The organism is Microbulbifer variabilis, from assembly GCF_056232115.1.
This window is the reverse complement of the sequence record NZ_CP174325.1, coordinates 4,039,160-4,057,100: the sequence shown is the minus strand read 5'-3', so window position 1 is coordinate 4,057,100 and position 17,941 is coordinate 4,039,160. Positions and strand designations below refer to the sequence as shown.

The 17,941-nt window shown below is 47.3% G+C and carries 13 protein-coding genes and 1 pseudogene; 8 read left to right on the top strand and 6 right to left on the bottom strand.

Going from position 1 to position 17,941, the window contains the following annotated elements:
- Positions 1-78: 78 nt before the first annotated feature.
- The 4 genes from ACJJI7_RS18120 (at position 79) to ACJJI7_RS18105 (ending at position 3,743) form a co-directional block, all read left to right on the top strand.
- Positions 79-1,422 (top strand): flavin-containing monooxygenase, encoded by a 1,344-nt coding sequence (locus ACJJI7_RS18120; RefSeq protein WP_444901562.1) that lies wholly within the window; start codon positions 79-81, stop codon positions 1,420-1,422.
- A 13-nt stretch (positions 1,423-1,435) separates the two neighbouring features.
- Positions 1,436-2,404: an SDR family oxidoreductase gene (locus ACJJI7_RS18115; protein ID WP_020412809.1), complete on the top strand. Its 969-nt coding sequence runs from the start codon at positions 1,436-1,438 to the stop codon at positions 2,402-2,404.
- Between the two features lies 1 nt (position 2,405).
- A complete protein-coding gene (locus ACJJI7_RS18110; protein ID WP_020412808.1) occupies positions 2,406-3,233 on the top strand; it encodes an SDR family NAD(P)-dependent oxidoreductase in 828 nt (275 codons plus the stop codon).
- Between the two features lie 300 nt (positions 3,234-3,533).
- Positions 3,534-3,743 carry a cold-shock protein gene (locus ACJJI7_RS18105; protein WP_020412807.1) on the top strand — a complete coding sequence of 70 codons (210 nt, stop codon included), beginning with the start codon at positions 3,534-3,536 and terminating at the stop codon, positions 3,741-3,743.
- Positions 3,744-3,828: 85 nt separating this feature from the next.
- On the opposite strand, the gene ACJJI7_RS18100 is transcribed toward ACJJI7_RS18105, so the two are convergent.
- Complete coding sequence (locus tag ACJJI7_RS18100; RefSeq protein ID WP_444901563.1) at positions 3,829-4,707, bottom strand: LysR family transcriptional regulator; 879 nt, start codon at positions 4,705-4,707, stop codon at positions 3,829-3,831.
- 121 nt (positions 4,708-4,828) lie between these two features.
- On the opposite strand from ACJJI7_RS18100, the gene ACJJI7_RS18095 reads away from it, so the two are divergent.
- Complete coding sequence (locus tag ACJJI7_RS18095; protein WP_444901564.1) at positions 4,829-5,602, top strand: FMN-dependent NADH-azoreductase; 774 nt, start codon at positions 4,829-4,831, stop codon at positions 5,600-5,602.
- On the opposite strand, the gene ACJJI7_RS18090 is transcribed toward ACJJI7_RS18095, so the two are convergent.
- From ACJJI7_RS18090 to ACJJI7_RS18070, 5 genes and pseudogenes are all read right to left on the bottom strand, one after another.
- Positions 5,529-6,317: a CLCA_X family protein gene (locus tag ACJJI7_RS18090; protein WP_444901565.1), complete on the bottom strand. Its 789-nt coding sequence runs from the start codon at positions 6,315-6,317 to the stop codon at positions 5,529-5,531. The two genes, ACJJI7_RS18095 and ACJJI7_RS18090, sit on opposite strands and share 74 nt — an antisense overlap.
- 128 nt (positions 6,318-6,445) lie before the next feature.
- On the bottom strand, positions 6,446-7,072 hold the full coding sequence (locus ACJJI7_RS18085) for an anaerobic ribonucleoside-triphosphate reductase activating protein (protein ID WP_444901566.1): 627 nt from the start codon (positions 7,070-7,072) through the stop codon (positions 6,446-6,448).
- Between the two features lie 2 nt (positions 7,073-7,074).
- Positions 7,075-9,222: pseudogene (locus ACJJI7_RS18080) on the bottom strand (ribonucleoside triphosphate reductase).
- A gap of 481 nt (positions 9,223-9,703) precedes the next feature.
- Positions 9,704-10,603: an ABC transporter six-transmembrane domain-containing protein gene (locus ACJJI7_RS18075; RefSeq protein ID WP_444901567.1), complete on the bottom strand. Its 900-nt coding sequence runs from the start codon at positions 10,601-10,603 to the stop codon at positions 9,704-9,706.
- A 19-nt stretch (positions 10,604-10,622) separates the two neighbouring features.
- Positions 10,623-11,189 carry a TetR/AcrR family transcriptional regulator gene (locus ACJJI7_RS18070; RefSeq protein WP_444901568.1) on the bottom strand — a complete coding sequence of 189 codons (567 nt, stop codon included), beginning with the start codon at positions 11,187-11,189 and terminating at the stop codon, positions 10,623-10,625.
- Between the two features lie 95 nt (positions 11,190-11,284).
- Here ACJJI7_RS18070 and ACJJI7_RS18065 point away from each other — a divergent pair, with 95 nt between their 5' ends.
- The 3 genes from ACJJI7_RS18065 to ACJJI7_RS18055 all read left to right on the top strand — a co-directional run bounded on the left by ACJJI7_RS18065 (position 11,285) and on the right by ACJJI7_RS18055 (position 17,904).
- On the top strand, positions 11,285-12,406 hold the full coding sequence (locus ACJJI7_RS18065) for an efflux RND transporter periplasmic adaptor subunit (RefSeq protein WP_444901569.1): 1,122 nt from the start codon (positions 11,285-11,287) through the stop codon (positions 12,404-12,406).
- 9 nt (positions 12,407-12,415) lie between these two features.
- Positions 12,416-15,535 (top strand): efflux RND transporter permease subunit, encoded by a 3,120-nt coding sequence (locus tag ACJJI7_RS18060; RefSeq protein WP_444901570.1) that lies wholly within the window; start codon positions 12,416-12,418, stop codon positions 15,533-15,535.
- A 401-nt stretch (positions 15,536-15,936) separates the two neighbouring features.
- On the top strand, positions 15,937-17,904 hold the full coding sequence (locus ACJJI7_RS18055) for a hypothetical protein (protein ID WP_020412796.1): 1,968 nt from the start codon (positions 15,937-15,939) through the stop codon (positions 17,902-17,904).
- Positions 17,905-17,941 lie beyond the last annotated feature (37 nt).

Genomic DNA, 17,941 nt, shown 5'->3' with positions numbered 1-17,941 from the left:
ACGATCTGTAATTGATTTGTCACGGTATATTCCTTTTATCTTGGCGCTATAACGAATAAACAGGGAAAGGGAGCTGCCGTGAAAACCTATGCAGTGATTGGTGCCGGTCCTATGGGCCTTTGTACCGTTCGAAATTTACTCAAGCATGGAATTCCTTGTATTGGCTTTGAGCTGCACAGTGATGTCGGGGGTTTATGGGATATCGATAACCCCACCAGCACAATGTATGAATCGGCGCACCTTATTTCCTCCAAGAAGATGACCGAATTTGCTGAGTTTCCGATGGGGGAGGGCGTCGCTGACTACCCAAGTCACAGGGAGATGCGTGATTACTTCCGATCCTATGCGAGAAAATTTGGTCTTTATGGCCATTACGAGTTCGACACAGAAGTCTTGAGATGTGAACGTAGCGGGCCAAACTGGCTGATTACCACTCGTAGAAAATGGCAAGAAAGAACTCGGGAGTTTAGCGGACTACTCATTGCCAGCGGAACTTTGCACCACCCCAACCAGCCTGAACTTCCGGGCCAATTTGCTGGAGAGTTACTACATTCTGCGCAATATCAGTCCTCTGAAATCTTTGCCGGGAAAAAAGTCCTGTTGATTGGCTGTGGTAACAGTGGGGCGGATATTGCTGTAGACGCAGCACATAGAGCGAAAAGCGTTGATATCAGCCTGCGCCGTGGCTATTACTTTCTGCCGAAGTACATTGCCGGCAAACCTATCGATCAGTTAGGCGGCAAACTACAGTTACCTCTCTTTGTTAAGCGGCGCCTTACAAAGGCGCTGACCCAATTTTCATTGGGTCGCCCATCTCAATACGGCTTGCCAGAGCCTGATTATCAATTCTTTGAATCTCACCCAGTAGTCAACTCCTTGCTCCTGCATCATATTGGCCATGGAGATATCAATCCCAGGCCTGATATCAAATCAGTCAATGAGAATAAGGTGAGATTCGCAGATGGAAGTTGCGGAGCGTATGACCTGATCGTGCAAGCTACCGGTTACAAATTGCATTACCCGTTCTTGGATAGCAGCGAGCTGAACTGGGGTGGTCATGCACCAAGCCTCTATCTGAATGTATTCCATCCGGAGTCCGACAACCTCTTTATGATGGGTATGGTAGAGGCGGCTGGATTGGGATGGGAAGGACGCAATAAGCAAGCGGAACTTGTTGCACTTTTTATTCGTCAGTTAATTTCTGGCGCACCGTCTGCTAGTAGATTTAGGAAAATCATCCAGCAGAGATCGGCAAAACGTGTAAACGGCGGTATACGTTATCTGGAACTTGAGCGCATGGCGTATTATGTACACAAAGACGCCTATTTAAGGGCACTCAGAACACATAAGGCAGATTTACAAAAAGATCTCCTACCACAAGATGAGGTTTTCTGCACAAGCAGGCCAGAAGCAACTTCCTGATAGGAGCCTCAAAATGAACAAGCGGATTTTGATTACTGGGGCGGCGGGATATATAGGTCTCCAGCTTGGGGAGCAGTTGAGTAAGACTTTTCCTGTGACCGGGATTGATATCCGAACTAGAATCGCGAGTTTTCCAATTCTTGCTCATGATATCTGTGATAAAGACCTGGGTAAGATAATTCAGAACGAATCTATAACCCATGTGATTCATCTAGCATCAGTGATGGCTGCGGGACGTGACCACGCTGCTGAATACCGTATAGATGTGGAAGGCACAAGAAATGTATTGGAGGCCTGTCTCTACGCGGGAGTTGAACATATCACTGTAACAAGCAGTGGCGCCGCCTATGGTTATTATCCGGATAATCCACCCAAACTCGAGGAACATCACCCTTTGAGGGGGAACCCTGAATTTGGATACTCCAATAACAAGCGCAAAGTTGAGAAGCTGCTGGCTGAATACCGTGAGCGGTATCCGTATCTCAAGCAACTGGTATTTCGCGTGTCTTCCGTTTTAGGTGCCAACACCAATAATAAGATCAGCGCACTCTTTAGCCGAAAAGTACTTCTGGACCCCGGTGGGCATAATTCCCCCTTTGTCTTTATCTGGGACCAGGATGTGATCCGCGCACTCACGCTTGGTGTGAGTACTGGGAACAGTGGCATATTCAATCTAACCGGTGATGGCAGTCTCAGCCCCAAGGAAATAGGTCAAATTCTGTCCAAACCACTGATGAGACCACCAGTATGGCTGATAAAAGCGGTTCTCTGGCTGGGTTACAGCCTCCACCTAACGGATACCCACCCAGACCACGTGGCCTTTTTACAATACAGGCCGGTACTGGATAATCGCCGTTTAAAAGAAGAGTTGGGGTTTATTCCGGAGAAGACTTCAAAAGAGGTTTTTCACCTGTTTGCAGAAAGGGCACTCGGCATAGTAGCACTCTCCAGTAAAACTCCCTTGTCTGTGGAGGAGAGTTGAGATGGACACAAATCAGTCGGAAAATTTACAGAAGACTTTTGTGATTACAGGGGCTGCCGAAGGCTTGGGTTGGGCGATTACCCTGTGCCTTGCAAAAAAATATAGAGCTGAATTTGTTCTGGTCGATATTTCAGCTGAAAAACTTCGTCAAAGAGAGGCCCAACTCAGGGCTATCGGTGTTCGAGTCAGGATATATACCGTTGACCTATCAAACTGCTTGGCATTAGAGGAGCTGGCTCAATCCTTACGGAATGAGCATTCAAGAGTCGATCTGTTGGTAAACAATGCTGGCATTACACACCGAAGCCTCTCTACACAGACGTCCAGCGCGGTTATTCGCAAGGTGATGGCGGTGAATTACCATGTCCCGGTAGAGCTTACTCAAGGCTTGTTTACGGAGCTAAAAGCGGCATCAGGCTGTGTGGTAAATATCAGTTCAATGGCTGGATGGATGCCGGTATTGGGGCGGGCGGGCTATTGCGCAGCCAAGAGTGCATTGCACCAGTATTTTGAGGTATTCCGTGAGGAAGTGCGGAACGATGGAGTTAGTGTATTAATGGTTTACCCAAGTTTCCTGGCTACAACGATTGAGCAGAACGCTTTAGCTGGAGATGGTGGGCAGGCGCGGCACCAAAGGAGCACCGTGGGAGCGGTGCGTAGCCCTGAGTGGATGGCCAATCAGATTATGACGGCATTGGAAAAGGGCAGGGAGCGTTGGTTTCCAAAAGATATAAGCCTGATTGGAGCCTACTTGTACAGGCTGGCCCCGATGACCTTTCTCAAACAATTAAGAAGGCGTTTTCGTATGGAGCTAGGTAGCACTCCCTAGTGAGAGCTCTCTAGGACACTGAGTGAACTATAGCTAGAGCGGAAAATCTTTAAAATAGGCCATTTATAATACAGTTATTGAGTTATCTGCTTCATTCCTATCCTTAATTTCTATTTTTATAGACACGAGTTAGCTCTAGGTGCTACTATCCTGATAGCTGGTATAAACGCCCAGTTTTTATTTTAGTTCAACTCGTGGTTTTAGTCATAATCCTTCGTTCTGTCTCTTTTAAATTCTCAGTTTTTGCCCGCTCGACCAACAGGTCAACTATGATCAATTTATTTTCTCAGGATATTTATTATGTCTAACACAACGACTGGTACTGTTAAGTGGTTCGATGAAGCCAAAGGTTTTGGCTTCATTGCACAAAAATCCGGCCCCGATGTTTTTGCACACTTCAGCAACATTGCCAGCAGTGGCTTTAAAACATTGCAGGAAGGGCAAGCTGTAGAGTTTACAGTTACCCAGGGTGCCAAGGGCCCTCAGGCAGAAAATATTATTTGCCTCTAAATTTTTAAGTCTTATTGCTTTTTAGTGATGGCTTGTTTATCGCCCTTTCGAGCTTTGCTCGTAAGGGCGATATCGTATACATAGTTTATTCTATTTCTTCAAGTAGCCAATCAAGAAACACACTAACCTGCTTGTTATTTATATTGCGGTCTGGGATTACTGCGCAGTATGAAAGCCCTTCAGCCTTTTGCTTTGTAGCTGCTGTGCTTTTATATGGTACCAACCATTCGTTCTGTAAGGCATTCTGAATCAGTAGGGAGCTGACTAATGCAATCCCCTGGCTCGCTAGTGCGGCTTGTATGACATGATACTCCTGATCATATTGACGAATGGTAAGGTTTTTATTGAAGTCGCCAAGTAAGGATTTCCAACTGAATGGGGTTAAAGATTGGTTGATCCATTTGGTTTCTAATAGCTGTGCCTGCTCGAGGTCGGTTATGTTTGATAAGTAGTTCCGCGTAGCATACATACCCACTGATTCAGTAATAAGCCTTGTGCTATTTTTGGCTTTTGGATCAAATTCACCATAGCGAATAGCTACATCAATGTGTCGGTCGCGCTCAATATCATCTATCTGTTCACCGGTCGAAATGGATATCTCGATACCAGGATGCTTCTGATAAAAGCGCTCCAGGTGGGGAACCAGCCACAGTGCAGCAAAAGATGAAGTTGTACTGACAGCAATCACACTATTTGAGTTAGCGATTTCACCTATTGCTGCTGCAAGTTGCTGAAAAACTCGTGAAGTTGTTTCTGCGAGTAGCCTTCCTTCTTCTGTTAATTGTATTGCGCGGGTTTTACGCTCAAACAGCTGGCTGTCTAGCGTTTCTTCCAGGCTTTTTATCTGATGGGATACTGCTGTAGGAGTGATAAAGAGTTCCTCTGCAGCTTTCTTGAAGCTACCGAGCCTCGCAGCTGCATCAAAAACCTTTAAGGAATTGAGGGAGGGTAGGCTTGGATACATGGACTACTCTTCCTTATAGATGAAATTAATTCATCTATAAGGAAAAATATCTCATTTGTCAAGAATGCTTGTAGACTGCACTATCGCTGGACCAAATGATGAATTTTTCGAGGTCTAGTAAATGAAAACCCTTCTTCATATTGAAGCCAGCGCCCAGATTTTCGGGACTATTCAGGTACCGGAGGAGTATAGGGACATACCAAAACACTCCTCTATCTCCAAGGCCGTTGCCGCAAGTTTTGTGAAGCGTTGGCTTGGACTAAGACCAAAAGATAAACTCATCTATAGGGATGTTGGCCAGACCCCGCCAGGATTCATTACCCAGGATTGGATTGCCTCTGTATTCACTCCAGAAGATCAGCGTAGTGAAGAGCAAAAATCGTTGGTTACATTATCGGATACTTTGATCAATGAACTCGACCAGGCGGATGTCATAGTAATGTCCTCCCCAATGTATAACTACGGTATGCCGGCGGCTTTAAAAGCCTGGTTCGACCAGGTGATACGCATCAACAAGACCTTCACCTTTGACTTGGCCCGTGGAGACTATCCGCTTGAGCCCATTATGTCGGGGAAGGTTCTGGTGCTAATTACTTCTGCCGGAGAGTTTGGCTTTGCAGAGGGGGGAATACGCGAGAACATGAATCACTTGGGTCCTCATATCAGGACACTGAGCCATTACCTGGGGGTCGATCAAGTCCATGAAATCAATGCGGAATTCCAGGAGTTTGCGGATGAACGGCATCGAAATTCGGTAAACCAGGCTTTATTACAAAGTCAGTCATTGGCCGAAGAGCTTGCTACTAAACTCAAAAGCCAACTTACTCACTCTCATTCAACTCAGCCCACAGCGCTCGCCCTAAGAAAGCAAAGTATTGCTCAAATGCAAGATTGATCTGCTGGCGCTGGTGTCCTATCGGGTAGAGGCCAAGCTTGGCCTCTTTACTGGCCTTTGAGCCCGCCACCAGAAAGTTGTTGCTGATACTGGAATCCTGGATAAAGGCCTCGAAGGCACGGGCACAAAGTTCAACTGGCTCACTGTAATAGATGGAACTGTTTGCCTTATCAGCCTTTACGGATGCAGTAACCAGATCGCTGGGATTGCTGCCTTCCTCGTCTAACATAATGGTTTTAAAGCAAGCGAAAAGAAGATCATTTAGCGGGTGGGGTTCGGGAGTCGCACCGCGGAGCCAGGCGTCTGAGGCATACATACTTTGAGAAGTATCACTGAATGCCTTCTGGGCAAGATAGTGATCCAGCGCGTGGAACCATTCGTGGGCGATGGATCCGGGTCCGGCGTTTTTAGCTAGTGAAAAGCTACGTGCAGAAGGGTCATAAAAAGCCGACATACCTGGCCGACCGCCGATTCCATATTGAAAAGACAAGCTGCCTCTTAGGGATATAAGTGCTTCTGGCCCCTTAAGGATGGCCATTAAATCAACAAGGGCATCGTAAAATAGGCCCGCAGCTCGATCTCGCTCTTTATCGGTTACCCAGCGCCCAACTGCTATAGATCTGAAGCCAAAGCGCCTTCTGACATCGGCAAAAGAGACCAGTGAATTATCCCGCCGGCTGGGGCCTTGGCGATAGAACTGTCGGGACAACACCATAGTGGATTAGGGCAGGGGTCTATTGGGGAAGTTTGGATATTAATACAGCCTCTGTTCCATCAACAAGGCAGCAAGTGATGCTTGTCAGGTCAGGCCAATTCAGCAAGCGCCCACCAAACTTGTTAGCCCTATGAAATAAACTTCAGAGTTTGGTCAAGCGCTTGCTCGGTATTACAGCGCTGCACCTCTAAATGATGAACACCGCATTTGCGAAGCTTCTCCTGAATTTGAGCTAGCTCCTCATCGCTGGTGAGGCGAGGATGCCTGGTAAGGCGTACTTGCATTGCTGTTCCCGCCTCGACTAGTAGCTCTACACATTGCCAGGGTGCTGTACCGCTACCATCTACCCCGGTAATGGCAGGGTAATTTTCCGGCAACGCTTTTATATCCAGCCCAACCCAGTCCAAGCTGGGGATCAAGCGACTCAGTTTCCGAGGGTAGATCCCGGCAGTATGTAAACCTATCTTAAATCCCAGGCTTCGGGCTTGGGCAGTGGCTGCTTCCAGTGCCCCCTGGGCAGTTGGCTCTCCGCCAGAAAATACCACCGCATCCAGCAGTCCTTGCCGGCTGGCGAGGAACCCCAATATCTGGTCCCAGTCGTAGGCACTGGGCGCGCGGGCCGGCAACAGATCACCATTATGGCAGTAGCGGCAACGCCAGGGGCACCCCTGGCAAAAGACCACCGCGGCCAATTCACCAGGGAAGTCGATAGCGGTAAATGGTGTAAAACCGCCAATGCGCAGCTTTTCAGCCATGGTTATTTGTCACTACCAGCAACAAAAAAGCGGCGCTCCCTGTGTTCCGATTGTTTGCCTGGATTCCAGAAGGAGACAGGGCGGTGATAGCCCATCACCCGGCTCCAGACTTCACAGCGGGTGCGCTCTTCATTTTTGAGTGATGAGGTTGGTTTATTCATGATGTCTCTCCTTGGTGGTTGGTTTTAATCGCTGCAGCAAGATTGCTCACGAGCGAGCAGGGCCTCATCGCAGCGGGGACAGAATTCGTGTTCGCCACTCAGGTAGCCGTGTACTGGGCATATAGAAAAGCTGGGAGTTACTGTGATATAGGGCAGCCGATAATTTTTCAGGGCGCGCTGTAATAAGCGGCGGCAGCTATCGGCATCTGGAAGTTGTTCGCCCAGGTATAGGTGCAGCACAGTGCCACCCGTATAACGGGATTGTAGGGATTCCTGCCGGGCCAACGCTTCGAAAGGATCATCGGTAAAGCCGACTGGCAGCTGGGATGAGTTTGTATAGTAAGGTGCTTCCGTGCTGCCAGCCTGAATAATGTCCTCATAGCGCTTTTGGTCTTCGCGGGCAAAACGGTAAGTAGTTCCCTCAGCCGGTGTGGCTTCGAGATTATAGAGGTGGCCGGTTTGTTCCTGGAACTCTGTCATTCGCAAACGAATATGATCGAGCAACTGCTCGGCAAGCTTTTTACCAGGCTCTGTGACGATACTTTCACGGTCTTCACTAAAGTTTCGCAGCATTTCATTAATGCCGTTAACGCCAATGGTAGAGAAGTGGTTACGCAGAGTACCAAGATATCGACGCGTGTAGGGAAACAGGCCGGCGTCCATATGCCGCTGAATCACTTTGCGCTTCACTTCCAGGGAATCCCGTGCAAGTAGCAGTAGTTTATCTAACTGGGCGAGCAGGAGGTCCCAGTCCCCCTTATACAAATAGCCCAGACGTGCACAGTTGATCGTTACTACACCGAGAGAGCCGGTCTGTTCCGCGGAGCCAAATAATCCATTGCCCCGTTTAAGCAGCTCTCGAAGGTCCAGTTGTAGGCGACAGCACATGGAGCGCACCATGTTTGGACTGAGGTCTGAGTTAATAAAGTTTTGGAAGTAGGGCAGTCCATAGCGGGCAGTCATGGCAAATAGCCGCTCGGCATTTTCGCTCTCCCAGGGAAAGTCCTCACTGATATTGTAAGTTGGAATTGGGAAAGTGAAGACTCTGCCGCGCGCGTCCCCTTTACTCATCACCTCAATATAGGCGCGGTTAATCAGGTCCATTTCCACCTGCAGGTCACCATAAGTGAATGGCATTTCTTTGCCGGCAATCACCGGCACCTGGTCTTGCAAGTCTTGAGGGCAAACCCAATCGAAAGTGAGGTTGGTAAAGGGAGTCTGGGTGCCCCAGCGGGATGGCACGTTCAGGTTAAAAATCAGCTCTTGCATGCACTGGCGCACACTGGCGTAATCCAGCTGATCCTTGCGTACAAAGGGTGCGAGATAAGTATCGAAGGAGCTAAATGCCTGGGCTCCAGCCCATTCGTTTTGCAATGTGCCAAGAAAGTTAACGATCTGCCCAACTGCACTGGTCAAGTGGGCGGGCGGTGCAGACTCCACTTTGCCGGGAACCCCATTCAACCCCTCGTGCAGCAGGGTGCGAAGTGACCAGCCTGCGCAATAGCCGGCCAACATATCCAGGTCATGGATGTGTAAATCGCCATCCCGATGGGCTGCACCAATCTCCGGGGAATAGACATGATTTAGCCAGTAATTGGCAATCATTTTACCGGCACTATTTAAAATCAGGCCGCCGAGAGAGTAGCCCTGGTTGGCATTAGCAGCGACACGCCAGTCCGCCTGCTCCAGATATTCTTCGATGGAAGCCCCAACATCTACCAGTGTTTGGCGATCATTACGTATGCGAGCATGTCGCTCCCGATAGGCGATGTAGGCCCGTGCTGTATCTATGTAATCGCAATTGATTAATATTTGCTCGGCGATATTTTGGATTTCCTCAATATCGACTGGTGTCGCTGCATCAAAGCGATGATTAATCACTTTCAGGATGCCCTGGGTTAGCCAATCAACTTCATCCTCACCAAATTCACCAGTAGCCCGCCCGGCTCGCACAAGTGCTGAAGTAATACGTTGAGAATCAAAAGCCATAGCGCGCCCATCCCGCTTTCGCACCAGAAAACTGCTTAGGTTTTGAGTAGGAGATATCGCACTGTCAATTTCTGGGGTAGTGGTACTTGTCATGGGCCTTCCTTCACAGATTGTGCGGGAAGCTTAAAGAAGTGCAAGAGAGGAGTGCTTGATCTGGATCACTATATATGGTGCTTTATGATTCAATTGGCACACTATGTTGTGCCCGGATGACAAGCTGCCTAGTTGAAAAACATTTAAATATCAAGGTGTCAGTATTAGGGTAATAGGGGTAGGGTGCAGTATTTTGGGGTGTGTTGCACAAGTAGTAGCGAGTTTCACACTTGCTGCTAGATAACAATTGTCTAGTGGTCCTTTCGTTTAAGTGATTGGAGTACAGGGATTCCTATTCGACTAATTGAAGCAGCTTTTAAGGCAAGAATAAAAATTGACTCTAATTCATACTCCCAGTCGCGAGACACTGTATTCCCGCCTCTTTTTCTTATGATCCAATCCGATTAGAAATCTCCTTCAAACGAATAACCTGCTGAACATAGAGTGGTAACGCAGAGACCTTCCCGATAAAGTCGAAAACGTACATCAATAAGGCAACTATTAATCCGTAATTAACCAGGCCCTCATCGATTGCCGCTATGGGAGCGTAAACAAACAAAGCGACTATGCCAGCCCACAATATAAAGTAAGTGCCTGTTTCCAGGTCGCTCAATTCAATATTCCACCGCATAAGGCGCCGGAAGTGGGCTTTTGCATGCTCAACATTTGGTTGTTTAAGCGCATCAACCTGATATTCCAGCTCATTATTATAAGATTCATTCAGCTGGTAATTGGTATTTCCGATTACGCAATAGATCAGGATAATCAAAGCGAGAATTGCCAGGCAAGCCAGAAAGACGTTGAGATTGATAGCGCTGATGATAATGAGTAAACCCACCATACCAATAGAAACGGTAATAACTTCTGGCAGGCTATTTTCAAAGAATTCGACAATTTCAGTTAATAAACTGGAGCGTGCAGTGATAGTCGACACCGACTGCCTTTTTGCTTTTTCACGGGCCACCATTTCCGACGTAACTACCTGGTAAATATGTGCATAGATTCGTGTATCGTAAAATCTTCGAGCACTTCCCATAAGGACAGAGATAGTGCCCAAGATTGCCAATAAATAAATGCCATCATAGGACTGTTCTAATAAGCTATTGATAGCCCAGCCGATGGCAAGTGGAAAAAGTAGTTCGAGGAGTGTTTCAATAACGACCAGCGATAGGGTCAAGGATACTCGCCACTTAAATCGGATAAAAATCGAAAGTAAAGAATGTTTGTGCTTGCCTTTCGTATAATCATCATCTGTTGATTTTGAAACAGTGGTAACTGGCTGAGTCATTTAACAACTCTCTCAATGCTTAACGAGCAACGCCATTGCAAAATGTGTGAAACGCTAAATCGGCCAGCGTATCGTGATCTATGGATTCTGCATTTTTTGTTAGCCAGGATGTATAAAGCAGCCCCTCTACCAGGTTTACCACCCAGGAAGTAGGAAGTTTCTTGGACAGGCTGCCTTCAGATTTTGCGTATTCCACCAATGTCGCGATTTCACTCTCTTGTTTCTCATAGATAGCGGTGAGCTCTGGGTCATCTTCATTAAAGTCTCCCAACTTCATTAAAAACTCCATTTCGGCCGACAGCGGAAAAATCGTCTTGAACATCAGGTGGAAGGCTTGCAGAGCCGATTCAGCCTCGCTTTCCAAGTGTTCGGTCGCTTTATCAAATGCCTCCAGGCAGTGAATCGCAACCGCCTTAATCAGCTTTTCTCTCGTGTCATAAAGACGGTAAAGGGTAGTGCGTCCAACTCCGGCCGCCCGGGCAATATCGCTAAAGGATGCCTCCCTATTTTTGCTCAGGAGTTCCATACCTGCCTTCATGATCGCAGTTTGTGACTTCTGAATACGCGCATCTAGGTGATCAGTCATGGAGTTATTACCCGAACTTTATGGAACATACTTGTATCATAATGCCTTCCGAGTTATGGTGCAAGTATGTTCCATAACTTGTAAGTTGCCTAGGCATGATGAAAATTGCGGGAATCTGGTTAAAGCGGCGGGCTGCAGGTATTGCTGTCACCAGCTTGCTGGTCTTGGTAGGGCTGTGGCTTATGGCTGAGCAACAGCCAGCAGCCATGGTGGATAAGCCCAAAGAGTTTGGCCTTACTGTCACTGTCGTGGAGGCAGTACCGGCGGATGCTCAGCTTGAAGTCAAAACAACAGGCATAACACAACCCCGCTGGGCGACTGAAGTTATCGCGTCAGTCAGCGGGCGTGTCACCCATATTGCTAACCACGCAATGCCGGGCAATCTCATTAGGAAAGGAGAAATACTGGCGTCGCTACAGGATACTTTTTACCAGGCTGAGCTCAGTGCTGCTCAAGCCAGAGTGTCAGAGGCTGAACTCAACTTGGCCGAGATACTCACGCGTCAATACGTGGCAAAACGAGGGGATAAAGCGAAGTCATCATTTGGCCGACTGGAGCCACATGTCAAAGCCGCAGAGGCAAATCGGGAAGCGGCCAGGGCCGCTCTCGCATCCTCACAGCAGAGGTTGGCTGATACACAAATTAAAGCGCCTTTTGACTCGGTGGTTATTGCAGATTTAATCCATCCTGGCCAATGGATTAATGAGGGGGATGTACTCTATCGAGTAGCAGCCAGTGAGTACCTGGATATCAAGGTTGAGCTTTCTGAGCAGGCTTGGCAGCGCTTAAACGGCCTTCAGCAAGGCCCCTACAAAATCACTATAGAGGCGCCTGACGGACAACAATGGCAGGCCTCGGTCCGTTACCTAAGCCCAATCATGGATGCGGATACCCGCCAGCGCAGCCTTATTTTGCAAGTGGCTAACCCCTTTCAGCGCCAGACTCCCTTGCTCGCCGATCAGCAGGTTGATGTAGTGTTTGGAGGCAACACGCAGAGCTATGTTGTCAGTGCACCGGCATCGGTTCTTACAGAAGATGGGAAAGTATGGAGCGTTTCTGAACAATCCCTACTTTTGGAAGAGATAGAGCTACTGGATATGCGGCCGGATTCGGTTCTATTTCGTTACAAGAATCGACCCCACCAGAATCGTCAGCTTATTCGCTTTCCTTTGACCAACTTTGTAGAAGGTCAAGCGGTTGCAATGACTATCCACTAAGGCCTGGAAATGAAAACACTCTCACGCTGGTTCCTGGATAACCCAGTTGCCGCTAACCTTCTCATGGCTTTCATTCTGGTTGCAGGCTTGCTGACCTTTCAAAATCTGCGGGTGGAAAGCTTTCCACAAATTCCACCTACGGAAGTCGAAATCTCCGTTGTCTACCCCGGCGGCACTGCCCGCCAGGTCGATGAGAGCATTACACAGCGTATTGAGGAAGCTATTAGTGGTGTTGCAGGAATAAAGCGCATAACCAGCCAATCAAGCAAAGGTTACGCTTCATTGGTAGTGAAAAAAAATACTAATGTGAAGCTGGATCGTTTGATTGAAGATATTCGCAATCAAGTTGAAAGTATCGAAGGCTTTCCCGCATTGGCGGAGCGGCCGCGTATTTATCGCAGTGAATATACGAATCTTGCGGCGTTTGTCATGGTCTACGGTGGTGACAATAATGATTCGCTTCAGCAGGTATCCTCACGAGTAGAGCGAGTGCTTAAGAAACATCCTGCTATTTCCAAAGTGACAAATCTGGGGAAAAGAAAGCAACTATTGGCTATAGAGCCAGACCTCAGGAAACTTCAACGCTACGGTTTGTCTCTTGAGAACCTAACGGAACGTATTCGCCAGTGGTCAGTGGAATATCGCAGTGGTGAATTAAGAACGGCCAATGGAAATATTGTGCTGCAGGGCAGTTCCCTGGCTGACAACTTGGCGGAACTTAGGAATATCCCCATTATCACTACATCGACGGCACGAGTGAGACTCAGTGATATCGCTACTGTTAAGCGAGATTATGAGCAAACCGACAGTATTGTTCGATATCAAGGGCAACCTGCAGTCGCACTGATGGTATCCACCAGCCAAAAAGACAACCTGTTTCATATCCATGAAGCCACAAAATCAGTATTAGAATCATTGGAATCGACATTACCCAGGAACATGCAGTTGGATGTAATGGCGGATATGTCTCCCTATATTTCCGAGCAATTAGACTTGCTAAGTTCCAACGCCTTGCAGGGATTATTAATCGTCTTATTGCTATTGGTGCTTTTTTTAGATACGCGGCTGGCCTTTTGGGTTGCCTTAGGTATTCCCATATCCCTGGCTGGTGCGATTACATTGATGGGTTTTCCTTCCCTGGATTACAGCATCAACGATATCACTTTATTCGGTATGATTTTGGTACTGGGGATATTGGTAGATGATGCCGTTGTGGTCGGTGAAAGTATTCACCAGGCGAGACAAAATACAACTGACACCAAAGAAGCTGCCTGGAAGGGGGTTGAAGCCGTAGCCGTGCCCACAGTTTTTGGCGTATTGACTACAATCGCGGCCTTCTCACCGATGCTATGGATTGAAAATGAGTTGGCAAAGGTGCTGTCAGGATTCTCTGCTGTAGTGATATTTGCACTGATATTTTCATTAATTGAGAGCAAATTTATATTACCTGCGCATTTAAGCTATCCAAATACACAAACTCAAACTAGTGGCGCAATAAAACGATGGATTGAGATTGCCAGAGAGAAATGTAACCGTTTATTAAATCGATTTTCGGATAAGATATATATTCCGCTTTTGTCATTGAGCCTGGCAAACCGGAAAACAAGTATTAGTCTATTTGCCACCTTTCTGCTGCTGGCCTATGGCGCTATGTTCAAGGGGCATATCGCCTCAGTATTCTTCCCTGAAATTCCAGGACGCTATGCCACGGTTAAAGTCACTATGCAGCATGGAGCTGCAAGTACTTTAACGGAACGTAATACCGATCAACTTGAACAGGCCATCAAGCGCACCGCAAATAGGTTGCAACAGGAGTATGGGTTGCCGGAGTCACCTGTTAGCAAGTATATCGTGTCAAAGGAAGGCACCAAAACCATAGAGTTGACAGCGGAATTAACACATGATGCCCTGGCCAGAGTAGAGAGCAACCGCTTTTTAGAGGAGCTGCGGCTGCAAACAGGTATCCTGGAGGGAAGCTATGCAGTGAAGTTTAGCCTTACGGAAGAGCCGGCGGGGGATACTGCCATTGCGGTTTCTGCCAGTAATCGAGATCAGGCGAAACAAGTGGCTGGCCGCCTCAAGGCTCTACTCGCAGAGTTACCCGGTGTGAACGATGTATACGATGATAGCCAACTTGCCAAAAGACAGCTGAAAATTACGGTCAATGAGCGGGGAGCCAGCCTGGGAATTGATCAAAGTCATCTGGCAGTGCTGATAGGGGGAGCATTCGGCCAGATTGAGATACATCGCCTGTTGGATAAAGGTGAAGAAACTCTAGTGTTGGCTCGCTTTCCTCAAACAGAAACCAAAACACTTGAGCAGTTAAAAGCTACTCCTATTAACCTGGATAACAACAGCTACGTAAGCTTAGGCGAAATCGCCCAGCTTAAGTACGAGCGTGAACCCGAGGTTATTTATCGACGTAATCGCGATGAAGTGGTCAGTATCTATTGGCGTCAGAATCGCTCTGTCAGTTCACCGGAAAACAACTGGGAGCGGTTAAAAGAAGAGCTGGTGCCAGAACTGGAGCGCCTTTATCCGGGTGTCCAAATTAAAGCCGTTGGTGAATTCGCCGAAATAGTAGAAGTACAGGCTGGATTTAAAAAGTCCATGTTGCTGACGCTTTTACTTATCTACGTTTTGTTGGCGATACCACTAAAATCCTATTGGCAACCTTTGATTATTATGTCGGTGATTCCAATGGGCTTTGCAGGGGCAATTATTGGACACGGCCTGTTGGGCTTCCCAGTAAGCTTATTATCCTTGTTTGGAATGATGGCAATGACTGGGGTAGTGATTAACGATTCCCTGGTTTTAATGAGCCGATTTAATCAGCTCTACGCGCAGGGCGTACCAGTAAAAACAGCGCTACTTCAAGCTGGGAAAAGTCGCGTAAGGGCAATTTTCTTAACTACGGTGACTACTATCTGTGGGTTGCTACCCTTATTAGCCGAAACCAGCGAGCAAGCCCAATATTTAAAGCCAGCGGCTATATCCCTGGTATTCGGGGAGCTATTTGCTACACCGATTACCCTAATCTTAATCCCTTTGTTACTTTCTTTTGGAAAGTACAAAAATACATCTAGGAGTGATAGCGCTTCACTTACTGAGCAAAGTTTACTTCAGTAAGTGAGGCAATTGTGATCCCTTCATTACTAAGTGCTTATTAGATCCATCACTAAATGCTTATTGTCTGACCATTAAGCTTACCGGTTACTCGGTAAGAATCAAAATTGGAATCCCTTTAAGTCAACTTTGGAAAGTAGCTACGCGAGTATGATCAGCTGCTTTCATGAGTCTTTTTGTTAGCGGAGTGTATTTTTCACCCAATTTGTATATAGGTGACAAATATCGTCAGAAAAGCACCGATATAGGCAGGCTTTAGTTTCTTCATTTTTTTAAATGCGACACAGAAAATTATTCACGAAAAAATAAAATTCTTTTCGTATTTTCATTTCGCGACTTACTGGAACTAATCTCTTAATCTCCACCTAACTTCAAAATCAAAAAAACACGAACTTCAGGCGTTTATGGACAAGTTATTTAGCAAGAAATTATTGGTACTGGCATTAACCGCGGCGTTGGCAGCTTGCGGTGGAGGGGGTGGGGGCTCTTCAGACTCCGAACCTGAGACACCAGCCGTAGGGGATGGTGGCAGCAACAATGGTGGTGATCAGGGTAGCGGAGACCAGGGAGATGGTAGTGGGTCCGGCGATACTGGGAGTAACACTCCGCTTCCAGATAATGATCCCTCAACCGTAACGGTCGGAGATGTTTCTACTTCCGATCTGGGGTTTGCCACAATAACTGCTACAGATATCACCCTGCCTGATGCAATGGTAAACGCCCAGGAAGTTTACCAGCTTGCACACTATATTGGCCGAACAGATAGTGAGCAAGATGAAGAAAATATCGATATCCCTATTCGTAGCTACACTGCGACCTGCGCGACTGATACAGATAAGCCTAGGATGTTTGTATCCACGACCTTATCTGAAGGACAAAGTGCCTCAAATCCAACCTATGGCTCCGTCTATGAACTCCAATACAACCCTGAAACTTCAAGTTTTGATCAAACTGGCAATACCACGATTCTGAAACAGTGTTATGAGTCTCACGGTATAACAGCTAGCGCAGACTGCTCCAGGGTTGCTGTTTTGTGTAACACAGAATATAAGGCTAGTGAGCGATACGATGTTAAGAAAGATCTAATTGAAGAGCACGGTATTGGCTGGATGAAGATTGAGGACAATCTTGACGCTGTTGCAGGTACCGATAATGAGAAAAAGTATAACGATCAGATCTGGCTGATGGAGTGGGATAACAAGCCTTTGTCCGAAGTACCTGATGCTTACGTCGTTAATAAAATGCATGGTGGCACTCATCTTGGCACCCAAGAACTATTATATGTTGAGGATGACAGTAAGGGACGAACCAGTTATGCATTTTCCGTGACTGCTCGAGTACTGGTTAGCGGTTCTCACTATTCTGCGGGACTTACAGTGATCGACCGGGATGACTGGTCAATGACCATGACGGGGGATGAGCGTAGGGGGTGGTATTGGCTATGTGGACATGGTCATGTACTGAATATCCGGGCTTTCTATAACCCTGGCAACGAAATGTTTGGTGCGCTCTGTACCAGTGATGGGAATAAATATCATCCCTCTCCTGGCTTGAATGCAATTGCCATCAAAATGGAAGATGATGGCTCCTCTGTCCTTGAAGGCACCTACAATCACGTGGTTCCTACAACAAGTGCAATGATTTCCAACGGGGGAGGGCACACAGTAGTCCCAGTTGATGCTAATACTAATTTATCTGTTATCGTTTCACCGAAGTACATCGAAGATGAGGATATGGATAGGTTCTTACAGGATACACTCGGTATTGATACCAGTGGAGATGGTCCCTTTGATGATCAATGTGCTGATAAGGCCAATAAGAATTGCTTCTTCTCGTATCTCGAGGAAATCGAATATGATGAGGGTGACTATTCACTGATACCAAGGCAAGGACTCTATTCTGGCGGCGCCCTGGATAAATCTTCCTTAACTCGCGTGGGTATCGCCAAGGTTGATTGGGAAGGCAATATTGAGGGGGTTGGCATCAAATGGCTGGCTGAAGACTCAGATTGCCAGATTAGCGACCCGCAACTGGTCGACCTGAAGAATGGTCGCTACCTGTTTGGCTATGCACAATTCCAGTGTATTTCCGATAACCTCCCATACAATCGTAGTTATAACAAGAAAGGCGAGGCCATGCGTATGCTGGTACCTAAAGCCTACTATGTGATGGAGATTGATGCGGACCTGAATGTGCTCGAGGGGCCGGTAAAACTCACCGATTACGGGTGGGGCGGGCTGGATGAGCCAATGTATCTGGGTAACGGTAAAGTTGCCTGGAACTATATCAAGAACCCTACCTTTGAGAACTACATCGGCGGGCAGCAGAACGTCTGGCAAGCGATTGTTTACCACTCAAAAAGTGTGAACTAGTCCTGATCGGCTGGGGCAAGGTTTTACTTGTCCCAGT